The sequence below is a fragment of the Mesobacillus stamsii genome, from assembly GCF_030814065.1.
Lineage (GTDB): Bacteria > Bacillota > Bacilli > Bacillales > Cytobacillaceae > Mesobacillus > Mesobacillus stamsii.
On record NZ_JAUSUN010000007.1, the window covers coordinates 110,857 to 123,806 of the forward strand.

The 12,950-nt window shown below is 41.8% G+C and carries 11 protein-coding genes and 1 riboswitch; of the genes, 7 read left to right on the forward strand and 4 right to left on the reverse strand.

Annotated features, from left to right (window positions below; translation table 11 throughout):
• The first annotated feature begins 89 nt into the window (after positions 1-89).
• The 4 genes from J2S25_RS08040 (at position 90) to J2S25_RS08055 (ending at position 4,599) form a co-directional block, all read left to right on the forward strand.
• Entirely contained in the window at positions 90-1,595 is a 1,506-nt protein-coding gene (locus J2S25_RS08040; RefSeq protein WP_307191628.1) for a spore germination protein, read from the forward strand.
• Positions 1,596-1,611: 16 nt separating this feature from the next.
• Positions 1,612-2,742: a GerAB/ArcD/ProY family transporter gene (locus J2S25_RS08045; protein WP_044395628.1), complete on the forward strand. Its 1,131-nt coding sequence runs from the start codon at positions 1,612-1,614 to the stop codon at positions 2,740-2,742.
• Positions 2,723-3,847 (forward strand): Ger(x)C family spore germination protein, encoded by a 1,125-nt coding sequence (locus J2S25_RS08050; protein WP_044395630.1) that lies wholly within the window; start codon positions 2,723-2,725, stop codon positions 3,845-3,847. The genes J2S25_RS08045 and J2S25_RS08050 overlap by 20 nt, the downstream gene beginning before the upstream one ends.
• 533 nt (positions 3,848-4,380) lie before the next feature.
• A complete protein-coding gene (locus J2S25_RS08055) occupies positions 4,381-4,599 on the forward strand; it encodes a hypothetical protein (protein ID WP_044395632.1) in 219 nt (72 codons plus the stop codon).
• 377 nt (positions 4,600-4,976) lie between these two features.
• On the opposite strand, the gene J2S25_RS08060 is transcribed toward J2S25_RS08055, so the two are convergent.
• Positions 4,977-6,338 (reverse strand): TrkH family potassium uptake protein, encoded by a 1,362-nt coding sequence (locus J2S25_RS08060; protein WP_044395634.1) that lies wholly within the window; start codon positions 6,336-6,338, stop codon positions 4,977-4,979.
• A gap of 130 nt (positions 6,339-6,468) precedes the next feature.
• A riboswitch (cyclic di-AMP (ydaO/yuaA leader) is annotated at positions 6,469-6,592 on the reverse strand.
• A gap of 135 nt (positions 6,593-6,727) precedes the next feature.
• Between J2S25_RS08060 and J2S25_RS08065 the strand changes: the two genes are divergently transcribed.
• On the forward strand, positions 6,728-6,970 hold the full coding sequence (locus tag J2S25_RS08065; RefSeq protein WP_307191629.1) for an HAD hydrolase family protein: 243 nt from the start codon (positions 6,728-6,730) through the stop codon (positions 6,968-6,970).
• On the opposite strand, the gene J2S25_RS08070 is transcribed toward J2S25_RS08065, so the two are convergent.
• The 3 genes from J2S25_RS08070 to J2S25_RS08080 form a co-directional block, all read right to left on the reverse strand.
• The gene (locus J2S25_RS08070; RefSeq protein ID WP_307191630.1) at positions 6,971-8,194 is read right to left on the reverse strand and encodes an MFS transporter; all 1,224 of its coding nucleotides are present in this window, start codon (positions 8,192-8,194) and stop codon (positions 6,971-6,973) included. It lies immediately after the preceding gene.
• Between the two features lie 91 nt (positions 8,195-8,285).
• Entirely contained in the window at positions 8,286-8,960 is a 675-nt protein-coding gene (locus J2S25_RS08075; RefSeq protein ID WP_241768530.1) for an ArsR/SmtB family transcription factor, read from the reverse strand.
• Between the two features lie 313 nt (positions 8,961-9,273).
• Positions 9,274-9,966, reverse strand: coding sequence for a class I SAM-dependent methyltransferase (locus tag J2S25_RS08080; protein WP_044395636.1), 693 nt, complete (start codon positions 9,964-9,966; stop codon positions 9,274-9,276).
• 294 nt (positions 9,967-10,260) lie between these two features.
• On the opposite strand from J2S25_RS08080, the gene J2S25_RS08085 reads away from it, so the two are divergent.
• Complete coding sequence (locus J2S25_RS08085) at positions 10,261-11,838, forward strand: spore germination protein (RefSeq protein WP_044395639.1); 1,578 nt, start codon at positions 10,261-10,263, stop codon at positions 11,836-11,838.
• The gene (locus tag J2S25_RS08090; protein ID WP_044395641.1) at positions 11,835-12,950 is read left to right on the forward strand and encodes a Ger(x)C family spore germination protein; all 1,116 of its coding nucleotides are present in this window, start codon (positions 11,835-11,837) and stop codon (positions 12,948-12,950) included. The genes J2S25_RS08085 and J2S25_RS08090 overlap by 4 nt, the downstream gene beginning before the upstream one ends.

Below are 12,950 nucleotides of genomic sequence, written 5' to 3' on the forward strand. Positions count from 1 at the left end.
CTGTTTTTATACACTACTGTTTCAGAAGTATAATTTTTCCCTGTATTGCAAAACCTGTTAGGTAGATGACTGCATCGGAGGAATTCTGTATGTTCTTCAAGAAACAGCAAAGCCTGGCTCCTGACAGAATAAAAAAAGAAACGACGGATGACAAGGAGCTAATCCCAGTATCTAAAGATGAGTTCATCTCCATCATGAAACAGCGTCTCCAAGATGGTGCGGATTTTAAGACAAAGGAATTAGCCAATGGATTCACGCTTGTTTTTCTCGACACTTTGACAGATAAGAAAATGCTGAATAAGGATATTTTGGCTCGTTTGGGAGGAATTTCCGCTACTCCGGATGAGGCTCTAAAAAGCATCACCGTTTCCAGTACTTCAAAACAGAAGTATATAGAAGATGGTGTCGATGCGATATTGAAAGGCGCTGTATTGGTGCATTCTGCTGGGTACCCTGTCATCATCAGCGCAGTGGTAGCTACCCAGGAAAACCGTTCATTGACCAAACCGGAAACCGAATCCCAGGTAATGGGACCACAAATTGCTTTCAATGAGAGCCTGGCGACGAATATTTCCTTGCTCCGCCGGTTTCTCACCAATGCCAATTTATGCAATGAAAGTTTTACAGTAGGAAAACAAACGAATTCAGCTGTCGCACTGCTTTATTTAAAAGACATTGCCGATGAAGAAATGGTGGACCGGATGCGTGAGCGTATCCAGGGGATTGAGATCGATTCAGTTATGGACAGCTCCAACCTGAGCCAGCTTATCGAAGACAATTCGATGGGGATTTTCCCGCAAATGCTGCTGACGGAAAGACCGGACCGCGCCTGTTCTTGGCTATTGAACGGGAAGCTAGTGGTGCTCGTCGATGGCAGTGTCCAGGTCATCGGGGCTCCACAATCCTTCATGGAATTCTTTGAGAGTATGGAGGATCAAAATGTCCGGTGGCAGATCGCTACTTTTCTCCGCCTTCTCAGGATGTTTTCCATGGTTGTCTCGGTTTTTTTCACCCCCATTTATGTAGCGGCTTTGACTCTCCATTACGAAATCATTCCGCAGACCTTGCTGGTTCCGCTTGGTGAGTCCAGGTCGCGTGTCCCTTTCCCACCGATTATTGAGGCACTATTGCTGGAAACGATGATTGAACTCCTGCGGGAAGCAGCAGCCCGGCTACCAACGAAAGTCGGGCAGACTATGGGTATCGTTGGCGGTATCGTTGTAGGAACAGCTGCCGTCGATGCCGGATTCACCAGCAACATCCTGATCATTATCATCAATGTTAGCGCCCTGTCATCCTTTACCTCACCAAACTATATGATGGGCAATGTGATCCGGATCTTGCGCTTTCCATTAATTATCTTAGCTGGTTTTTGGGGCTTTTATGGACTAATGTTCGGCTTCTGCTTCCTATTGATTCACTTGATTCGCCAATCCAGTCTGGGAAGCCCGTTTTTGGCTCCGTTTTATCCGCCAAGGTTTGCCGATTGGCGAGATAGCATCATCCGCCTGCCAATCGGCTGGACTAATTATCGGCCAGCACAGACAAGACCGCTGGACCGAAAGAAATACAGAGCTCGAAAAACCAAACAATAAAGACGTGGTGTTTTAAATGAAAGTCCTTATCGAGCCTAAACCGCAAAATATGATCAATACGATCCTGCTTATGTTCGTGATCCATTCGATGCAAGTAGGAGTTGGCATCCAAGGTTTCCAGCGGATCATCTATATGGAAGCCAAGCAGGATGCCTGGATTTCCGTCATACTCAGTGGAATCGCAGCCGCTCTTGTCGGATTTATCATGGTCAAAACTTTACATTCCTATAAAAATTCGGACCTTTACGGAATTCAATACGATGTGTTTGGGAAATGGCTTGGGAACCTGTTGAATATCCTTTTTGTCTGTTATTTTCTCGCAGCCTTTCACATGGTCGCCCGAAACTATATTGAAGTCATTCAGGCATGGATCTTCCCTGAAGTTCCGAGCTGGCTGTTTTTTTTCTCGCTCCTTTCCCTAGTTTACTACGGGTTAAATGGCGGGCTAAGAACTATTGTCGGCGTCAGCTTCTTTAGTGTTGTCCTTGCCCTTTGGCTGATTCTCCTGATGGCTTTTCCCTTCCAGTTCGCCAACTGGGATTATTTATTGCCGGTTTTTGAAGCGAGCATTCCTGAGATCTTAATGGGGGCGAAGCAGATGACCTTTACCGTAGTCGGCTTTGAAATCATCTATGTCCTCTATCCGTTTTTAAAAGAAAAGGATCAGGTCCATAAATATATGCAATTTGGCCTCGGCTTCACCACCATTCTGTACCTTGCGATTATGGTCATTTCAATCGCCTATTTCAGCGGCGACCAGCTTGAAAGAACGATTTGGGGCACTCTGTCTCTTTTTAAAATCGTGCGTTTTCCGTTTATCGAAAGATTCGAGTATGTTGCCATCTCTTTTTGGATGCTATTGATTTTGCCTAATCTGATGCTCTATTTGTGGGCCGCCACCCGCGGATTATCGCGAATATTCAATAAAAAAGAACAGAAGGTCAGTTGGAAGCTGCTCGTCTTTTTATTCCTGACTCTCCTCTATCCCCTTAATAGGATCCAAATCAATATGCTGGATGATTATTTTGCAAAGGGCGCTTTATTTTTGATTTTTGGATACCCTTTCCTCCTATTTATTGCGGTTGTGATGAAAAAGAAATTTTTTTCAAAAAAAGGAGGAAGCGCCAATGTCCCCAAAAATAAATAAACTCTTCCTAGTCCTCCTTGTCGTGCTCCTGTCAGGCTGTGCGGATTCGAGAACGCTCGAGAGAATGGGCTTGATTACAACACGTGGTTATGATTTGACGGAAGACAAACAAATTCTCGTTACCATGGTACTGCTGCAAATCGATCCCGAGGCGAAAGAGCAAACAATAGCCTTGTCGGCAACAGCAGATACTAGCAAAGGAGCGAGAAGCAAGGCCGATTTAAAGAGCCCCAAAAAATTGCAGTCAGGCCAGCTTCGGGTAGCGCTGTTTAGCGAAGAGGTAGTTCGTGCAGGTTTGATTAATCTTACAGACACACTGTCACGCGATCCTGCAATCAGTGATCTTATCTATCTAGGTGTTGTCGAAGGAAGCGTCCACGAACTTCTCACACAAAAGACCGAGGGTATCTCTGACACGAGCCAGTTTATTTACAAGGAACTGGAGCAAAATATTAAAGGCGAGAAAATCCCCTCGTCAACCATGCAGGAAGTCATGCATGATTTTTATGCCCCTGGTGTTGATCCTGTCATGCCAACTTTAAAAGGAGGAAATGGGGAAATCACTATTACCGGCATGGCGTTGATCAAGGAAGACAAAATGGTTGGCAAAATCAATACCCAGGAGGCCTTTTACCTCAAGCTGATTAATGACCGTTTTGAGGCTGGATCAATCGAACTTTCGATCGACAAATCGGAGTTTGACATACCTGATTCTGAGGAGACTCCCGAGAAGCTGACAGTGGTAATCGACACCATCACCAGCTATGGCGATATTGATCTGATTAACAAAAATAACCTACAATTCGAATTGAAGGTCAAGTTAAAAACAAGGCTGCTTGAAATCAACCAGGCATACGATTTAAAGAGCCCAGCAAAACTAGAAAAACTGGAAACGAAGCTTTGCGAAAAAATAACCTCAGACTTGGAAGCACTAATTGAAAAAGCACGCCAAACTGGGGCAGACCCATTCGGTTTTGGCGAAATCTATCGAAAGAGCGTCAGAGGATCGAATCTAACCTCAGCCAAATGGCACAAAATGTACCCAGAAAGCAAGGTAAATGTAAAAGTAGACCTGGAAATTTTACGGACCGGTGTAGTGGAATAGACAGCAAAGCGCCGGGCAACTCGGCCAAACGCTTCTACGCCACATTCGATGGCAGGCGGGGCTGGCGCTTCTTAGTGCCTCACCGCCTATCACGCCACGTCTGGCTGCTGGCTGGCGCGCTGGAGGAACGCGATGAGTGGAAGCCTGGCAATCGAAAGATACCCTTATGTAGGCAAATCCATCCTCATAAGGGCACCATTCCGGACGAAAGATACCCTTATGCAGGCGAACCTATCCGCATAAGGGTACCATTCCGGCTGAAAGATACCCTTATGCAGGCGAATCCTTCCTCGTAAGGGTACCATTCCGGCTGAAAGATACCCTTATGCAAGCGAATCTATCCTCATAAGGGTACCATTCCGGCTGAAAGATACCCTTATGGAGGCGAATCCTTCCTCATAAGGGCACCATTCCGGACGAAAGTTACCCTCTTAGAAAACCCGTAAGTTATAAATTTCAAAAAAATTGAGGGTAAAATCTTTTTTTTGAAGGATTCTATACTTTGTACTTAATACAAAAAGGAGGAAATAAACATGGCTAATCAAATTGATACAAATAAATTGAAACAAGCAGAGGCAATTACTTCTATTGTAAAAGATATGATCACTTCTGCAATTGAACAATCTGCTGCGAACACTACACTTACTTCAGAAGCATTAAAACAAGCATCAAATGATGTTGCACAAGTACAAACATTAATTAGTCAAGTACAATCGCAGATACAAACTCAATCTTCTTTATCAGAAGAATAAAATCAATGGATCTTTTCTAGAAAGCATATATTGGTATTTAATACAAAACGCAATTATGGGGGATTTTGTGAGATACAAAAACCCCCTTTCATTTTAAGTAATCGCCGGCACCAGATTATTCTAAAAGAACTAAAGCGAATCCTTCCTCATAAGGGCACCTTTCTGGATGAAAGATACCCTTACGCAGGCAAGTCCATCCGCATAAGGGCACCATTCCAGCTGAAAGATACCCTTATCCAAGCGAATCCTTCCGCATAAGGGCACCATTCCGGACGAAAGATGCCCTTATGCAGGCGAACCTATCCGCATAAGGGCACGAAAGATACCAAAATAAACACAAAGAAGCAGCGCCTTTCATATTCAGGCGCTACTTCTTTTTATCCGATCATAATTCTTTCTTCGGCATGTTTCACTGCTTGTTTTTTGTTTGCCTTTGCTAAGGCAAACGCGAGGGTTAATGGTCCTACTCTTCCGATAAACATCATTAAGGAAATCAGTACTTTTCCAGTTGGGCTTAAGTCAGGAGTTAGCCCCAATGACATACCAACCGTTCCAAAAGCAGATATAACCTCGAATAATAGTACGTTTAATGGCACGCCTTTTTCCGTAATCGTTAAAATAAATAAGATTAACAGCACAATAAAAGCGGAGTAAATCGTAATAGAAAAGGCTCTAAAGATTAATTCCTTTGGTATTCTTCTTCCCATTACTTCGACATCATCTCTGCCTCTGATTATCGTCCCTACCGCCAAAATGATTACTGCAAAGGTAGTAACCTTTATCCCCCCTGCTGTTCCGCCTGAACCTCCCCCAATAAACATTAACAACATAGTTAAAAATTGGGAGCTTAACGTCATATCCGCTGTATTCAGTGAGTTAAACCCAGCAGTACGAGGGACAACAGCATGGAAATATGCGCCAAGAATTTTTTCCTTTAATGGTAACTCACCTAATGTACCAGGATTGTTATATTCTAAAAACAAGATAAAAATCGTGGCAGTAATATTTAAGATGAACGTGATTAGTAAGACTATCTTTGTATGCAACGCTAACTTCCGGAGGGACTTCTTTTTTATCAAATCCAAAATCACGGTATAACCAATCCCGCCAACGATGAGCAGGGAACTCAATGTCAAGATGACGGTTGCATCCCCTACATAACTTGTGACACTGTTGAAATTTCCCATGATGTCAAATCCAGCATTGTTGAAGGCTGATACAGAATGAAAAATTCCATAATAGATCGAGTTCGGAAAACCAAAGTCAGGTGCCCAGCGAATCGATAAAATTACGGCACCGGTCGCTTCGATTAAAAAAGTAAAGCCGACAACAAACTTCACGAGTTTAACCATACCCTCTAAGGAAATTTGATTTAATGATTCTTGGATCATCATACGTCCTTTTAATCCAATATTTTTCCCAAGGAAAAGTGCAATTAGGATTCCAAAAGTCATAAATCCAAGTCCGCCAATTTGAATGAGCAGCATCAGAACAATTTGACCAAAAAGGGTAAAGGTTGACTGAGTATCAACAACTACCAATCCCGTCACGCAAACTGCAGAGGTAGCTTCAAACAAAGCATCAATAAACGATAAATAATTTCGATCCTTTGTAGCTCCTGGCAACATCAACAGCATGGTTCCGATAAAAATAAGGACTAAGAAACCAAGCGCAAGCGTCTGGGCAGGATTTATTTTAATTAACCTTTGAAAACTTAAATAAGATTTGAAATGATCCATTGATACTGTCTCCTTATAAAGTTATTTTCCTGTACCTGGAACACTTCGGTTGGTACCATCAACCTTATCAATTCATTCCCATATGAAAAGACCATTCCAAAAAAACGAATGGTCTGTACTCTTCCAATACATCCACTCTCAATAACGCTTACGAGGTTAGCTGACGGATTAGGAGTTGAGAGTCTCCTTCTACATGAATAGATTCACCCCAAAAAATGGTTCCCCCGCTCAAAATGATTAAGCTATTTTTATCTTGTATTAAAATAACTCTTTAGTCCTTCATTTGTCAATACCACCATAAGGCAAGTCATCCTAAATCAATAGCAACTGCCCGATAAAACGCTTATAATGAAAGTGAATGGAAAAACCAGAAAGGGAGACATGATACGATGGCACTTAGAGCAATTTTTAGCGATATTGACGGAACATTATTAAAACTATTTCGGCATAACAAATCAGGAATCATGGCAATCGGAGATAACTTTAATGATATGGATATGTTAACCTACGCAGGCTTAGGAGTTGCAATGGGAAATGCTCCAGACGAGGTGAAAAAGATCGCCGATGAAGTAACTTTAAGTAATGACCAAGATGGTCTAAAGTACATATTGCAAAAGCATTTTCCTTTCTAATCAACTATTTATCGTTTCTTTTAGCCTCACTTTTGAAAGAATACCCGATAGGAATGGTAGGAATGCAACTAACCCAATTGCCCAATCGACACCTAAACTATCTGCAATCATTCCTGCCATTAATGCACCGAATGCATAACCGCTATCACGCCAGAAGCGATAGACACCCATTGAGGAAGCTCTCCATTCCGGTCCAGCCACGTCGCTTATCGCAGCCTGCAGTGTTGGATAAACCATTGCAGTTCCAAGACCCAGTAGCATTGCTCCTGCTATCCACAACCAATATTGGTCAACAACGAGAATAAACCATAACGCAGCAGCTTGTGTCCACATTCCATAGGTAATCAGAACTTTTCTGCCAATCTTATCACTCAATGTACCAGTGAATAACTGGAAAATGCCCCAGGCAGCCGGATATACTGCTACAATCGTACCGATTTGCCCGACAGTTAATCCAGCAGCAGTGAAGTAGATTGGAAACAGACCCCAAGCCATGCCATCCTTCAAATTCGTGGATAACCCCGCAAAGCTGATGCTTGATAGACTTTTATCCTTCCAAGTTGTCAGAGCAAATACTTCCTTTGCCGATCGGTTCGGTTCAGAAGTTCCTGCTCCACTATTCTTGATTTGAAGCTTTACATGCTCTCCCGTATCCTTAACAATTAATGATAGCAGAATCCCGACCACGACAATGCCGATTCCAATATAGAATGGCTCTGGTCTTAGTGAATAGGATGAAGCAATATAACCCGAAACAGCAGCCATGATCGCTACACCTGAATAGCCAGCAAACTCATTCAAACCTACTGCGGTACCGCGCTGGTTTGCCTTTGATATATCGATTTTCATATTCACCGTCATTGACCATGCCAGTCCCTGGTTAATCCCAAGCAGGATATTCGCAACAATGATGACCCACCATGCATGTGCAAATATAATTAGGATTGGCACGAAAAAACCTACAGACCAACCTAGTAATAAAACTTTCTTCCGTCCAAGCCGGTCCGCAATTTGTCCTGCGAAATAGTTTACAATTGCTTTAGAAAATCCAAAACTGATAATGAATGATAACGCGGCGCTGGTAGATGCCAGTCCGAACTGTTCCTCCCCCAGCAAGGGAAGAACAGTTCGCTCAATCCCGACCATCGAACCAACAAACAGGTTCGTCACAACCAACAGGATGAATTGAATGATATTTTCCTTCATTCCGATTTTAGGTTGCATCCATTTAACCTCCATGAAGAAAGCCTGAAAAAATTCAGGCTCCTTTTCCTTGATTCTCTTTTCCCATTTTCTTAAAATTTTCCTAATCGTTTTAATGCTGGATTTGTTTCCACTCATTTATTCCTGCCTCAAGTAATGTGGCACGAAAACCCTTTGCCTTTAAAAGCTCTACCGCTTCAGTCGCATAAACACAATATGGTCCACGGCAATATGCCACAATTTCTTTATCCTTTGGCAATGAGTCTAGGCGGTCTTCCAATTCCGAAATCGGAACTGATAAGGCATGAGGCAAATGATCATGCCTATATTCTTCCATTGGCCTTACATCCAATAAGGTGATAGCATTTCTATTCATTTTTTCAGCTAATTCCGCAAACGAGATAGGACTTAGTGAGTTTTCTCTAAGAATGTGAGCTTCCCTTACTATATTTACTTCTGATATACGGTCCTCCGCAGTCCCTCTTAAAGCAAATACAAACATTAACACCTGTTCACTTGCCAATCGATAGATTACATAGTTTTTATCCTTTGAGTATGTGACAAGTTTCGCATCAAGCAAGGTTTGTAAATGTTTGGATGTATTAGCTATGCTCATTTGAGTGTCCGCAGCCAAAGCTTCCACTGTTTTTGGCCCTTGAGTTAGCAAGTCCAGCAGTTCAATTCTCTTTGGGCTGGAGATCGCTTTTCCAATCCGGGCGAACTCTCCGTATACGAAATCCTTAAATTCCCGTGCTTGTATGTAGATCACCTCCAAATCATTATTCAACTATTCAACCTATTAGTTGAATAATAACACAGCAAATTATTACTGTAAATACGACGCTTGATTTAAACTAAAAAAAACATGCCATCGTTTTACCTTTTGGCATGGTTTTCAATTTAAACCTGTACTTGATCGATTTCTTCTTTGGTTGTATACCTTACCAAGGCTGAATCTGATTGCGCCCATCCCCATATGATCAGGTATTCCCATCTCCTTCAATACAGGAGACAATTAATTCGATCTATTGGCTGGAGGATACCGGTTTCAATATTGGAATGCATGATCGTAATCAGTATGGTATCTTCCTAATTCTTTTCTATTCCCCCTTAACCCATCGTACAGCAAAGTAGCCTGCTTCTTTTTCAGATCCAACTACCCTTTTCTCAGTTTCCAATGCATCGGCCTGTTCCGCATTTAAAAAATCCGCTTCTGTCATAAAGAGTCCCAGTTGCACCTTATCAGTTCCCAATGAATACAACTTCTTTGCAGTATCTGGAGAGAAGAAAGAAGCATTAGCAAAAACACTTTCCGTCTTTTCTTCTCCTTGTATGCGATATTTCTCACCCCAGGAACTTTCCTTCCCAATAAAGCCGCATACAAATCTTCCCCCCTTTTTAAGCACTCTGATTGCTTCATTTACGACAGCTTCAGGGTCCTTTACAAATTCAAGCACGATATTGGCAACGATTAAATCAAATGTTTCATCATCAAAAGGAAGTTTTTGTATATCGAATTGAACATAATCGATATTCAAAGAAGAAGCAATTGTTTTTTCTTTTGCAATCTCAAGCATGTTACTTGAAATATCCACACCTGTAACATTCAACCCCATTCTCGCCATCCAAATGGAGTAAATACCAGTGCCGCACCCCAGGTCTAGTGCTTTCTCACCTTTTCTCGGCAGTGATAACTGGAAGATAATATTCTTCTCTAGATTGTCGACATATGATCCAATTTCTGTCGTACACCACGCATCATAAGTTGCAGCAGAACGATCAAAAAGTGCCATTAGTATATCTCCTCACTATCTTTATATTTTACTAAATTATAACAAAAGTTCAGCAGCGAACATCCTTATTTTCGCAAAAAACCTCCGCAATAGCGGGAGAAACCAATGACAATAATCTGGTGTTTAACGTAACCCTTAATATTCCTTCTAATTCGAACTGTAGTTTAAAAATATAAGAAACAGCATCTTATTTCACTGGTAATCCATATTGACATTTTGAATAAATAACCAATTGCTTGTAAATGTTATTGATAGAACTATTTAATTAACAGAACCTAGATTGGGTGATGGGAAATGTACAAATGGATTCAACGGAAAATTCACTTCAAAAAGTTAATGAATGAGAAAACAGAAATATCGGCACACTTTGTTTCATCGGAACTAAAAGAAAATGTCAATTTTATAGAGAGCATTATTCAAGAAAGCTCGGATATCATTTTTCGAAGTTTTGATATAGGAATAAATCAAGAAGTTAAAGCTTTTTTGGTCGCAGTGGAAGGATTATTTGACCAAACAGCCATACACGAAAATGTCATCAAACCGCTTATGAATCTTGATTGTGGCAGCCGCGATCTGCTGGATTGTCTAGATCATTTAGATAAAGAGCTTATTAGTTTGAGTAGCATCAAAAAGGAATTGACCATGGACAAAAGTATAGAATTCCTATTGAAAGGCGATCCCGTTCTTTTCATTAACGGGATTAACAAGGCATTTATCCTGGGAGCCAGAGCATGGGAAATGCGAGGTATTGAAGAACCTGTAACAGAAACTGTCATACGCGGACCAAGGGAAGGGTTTGTAGAAACTTTACGTACAAATACTGCCATGCTTCGGAGAAAAATTCATCATCCTAAACTTCGGATTGAACAAACAGTGATTGGAAAAATGTCAAGTACAGATATTGCCATTGTTTATCTGGATGGAATCGTCAATCCTGAGATATTGAAGGAAGTCAAAAAAAGATTGCGAAAAATCAATATTGACGCAGTCCTGGAATCTGGATATATTGAGGAATTCATTCAGGATGCGCCCTATTCAATCTTCCCCACGGTATCAAACACGGAAAGGCCGGATGTTGTCGCAGCCCGCCTCCTTGAAGGAAGAGTGGCCATCATGGTCGACGGTACAACAACGGTCCTGATGGTTCCATATCTAATGATGGAATCTTTTCAGTCTCCTGAGGACTACTACTCACGTCCCTATTATGTTTCCTTGGTCCGGAGTCTGAGGTTGATCGGATTTCTTTTATCCACTTTGGCACCGGCAGCTTATGTTGCCTTCCATGATTATCATAAGGAGATTTTCCCTACCGAATTATTGATTACCATTGCTTCGTCCCGGGAAGGAGTGCCTTTTCCCATCTTCATTGAAGTCATCCTGATGCTGGTCAGTTTTGAGTGGCTTCACGAAGCAGGAATCCGGATGCCAAGACCGGTGGGCCAGGCAGTATCCATTGTCGGCGCCCTTGTACTTGGAGAATCCGCTGTCAATGCCGGTTTAGTCAGTGCGCCTACGGTCATTGTCGTTGCCCTGACTGCCATCACCGGTTTTCTTGTAACTCCTTTATATGACGTGACGGCGTTGCTCCGCATTTTTTATCTGGTTGCTGCCGAAATTTTAGGGGTTTACGGAATTATGTGTGTCCTTGCTTTTTTCTTGCTGCATGTTGCCTCTCTTCGATCATTCGGGATTCCATATACTGCCCCATGGTTTCCAATCACATGGAGTGGATGGAAAGATTTTGTAGTTAGAGTTCCATTGAGAAACTTAACCCGGCGGCCTGAGGACCTACGGGTGTTGAATGAAGTAAGACAGAATAGTGAACAGGGCCCAAACAACCTTAATCCCAATGAAAGGGGAAAAGGAAGATGAAACAGAAGATTGCCCTCGTCCTCATATGTATATGTATTGTGACCATGTTAACAGGTTGTTGGGGGAAATCAGAATTAAGGGATGTTGGCATTGTCTCTGGAATAGGAATAGATGCAGGGACGGAGGCTGGCTTCGAACTAACAACCCAAACGATTAAACCAGGGGATCCTAAGGCAGGCACCCCAGCTTCAGTCCTTATACAAACCAGCAAAGGAGCCACTGTTTTTGATGGGGTACGAAATTTCATTATTACTGCAAAGAAAAAACAAATTTTCCAACATATCCAGGTCGTCATTATTGGAAGAGAGCTGGCAATGACCGGAATATCCCCAGCTTTGGATTTTTTTATGAGAGACCATGAACCCAGGTCCTCAATGGATGTCTTCATAGCTGATCAAACAGCAGGAGAAATTTTACAAATAAAAAATAAAGATTTCCCGATTCCTTCTTTAACGCTAAAAGAATCAGTAAGAGTGCAAGAATTTTTATCCAAGGCTCCCCAAGTAAGTATTCATAATTTTTACCAGGGTATACTAGAGCCTTATCAGGATCCCTACTTGCCCATCATCCATAAGGTCAAAGACAATTTTGAAGTATACGGAACTGCCATCTTTAACGGTGAAAAATTGGTTGGTGACCTAACCGCTTTCGAAACCCGTGGAATGTTAAGGGTTTTGGGAGATGCCAAAGCAGGCATTCAAGTTGTCAAATTGCCCTCTTCAGAAAACGAACCTATCCTGATATCCATTGAAATCAAGAAGTCCAAAAGCTCAATCAAAGCTTTATTTCAAAATGGCCAGCCATCCATACAAGTTGAAATCAAAGAAACCGGGTTCATAGGTGATGTTTCAGGGCAGATTCGGTTGGATCAACAAAAGATCAACGAAATCAAGGGACTGTATGCGAAGGCGATAAAACTAGAAGTTGAAAAGACCATTATTAAAATCCAAAAACAATTTAAATCCAATGTTTTTGACTTTGCGGGCACCATCCAACGGACAAATAAAAAATATTGGAAGGAGAATGCCAAACAATGGGATGAGATTTATCCCGAACTCAGCGTCAATGTAAATGTCCAAACGGATATTACTGCAAATGGTTTAGAAGAATAG

Coding starts and splice junctions, on each gene's coding strand:
- J2S25_RS08040 (WP_307191628.1), top strand. CDS start 90: ATGTTCTTCAAGAAACAGCAAAGCCTGGCTCCTGACAGAATAAAAAAA.
- J2S25_RS08045 (WP_044395628.1), top strand. CDS start 1,612: ATGAAAGTCCTTATCGAGCCTAAACCGCAAAATATGATCAATACGATC.
- J2S25_RS08050 (WP_044395630.1), top strand. CDS start 2,723: ATGTCCCCAAAAATAAATAAACTCTTCCTAGTCCTCCTTGTCGTGCTC.
- J2S25_RS08055 (WP_044395632.1), top strand. CDS start 4,381: ATGGCTAATCAAATTGATACAAATAAATTGAAACAAGCAGAGGCAATT.
- J2S25_RS08060 (WP_044395634.1), bottom strand. CDS start 6,338: ATGGATCATTTCAAATCTTATTTAAGTTTTCAAAGGTTAATTAAAATA.
- J2S25_RS08065 (WP_307191629.1), top strand. CDS start 6,728: ATGGCACTTAGAGCAATTTTTAGCGATATTGACGGAACATTATTAAAA.
- J2S25_RS08070 (WP_307191630.1), bottom strand. CDS start 8,194: ATGCAACCTAAAATCGGAATGAAGGAAAATATCATTCAATTCATCCTG.
- J2S25_RS08080 (WP_044395636.1), bottom strand. CDS start 9,966: ATGGCACTTTTTGATCGTTCTGCTGCAACTTATGATGCGTGGTGTACG.
- J2S25_RS08085 (WP_044395639.1), top strand. CDS start 10,261: ATGTACAAATGGATTCAACGGAAAATTCACTTCAAAAAGTTAATGAAT.
- J2S25_RS08090 (WP_044395641.1), top strand. CDS start 11,835: ATGAAACAGAAGATTGCCCTCGTCCTCATATGTATATGTATTGTGACC.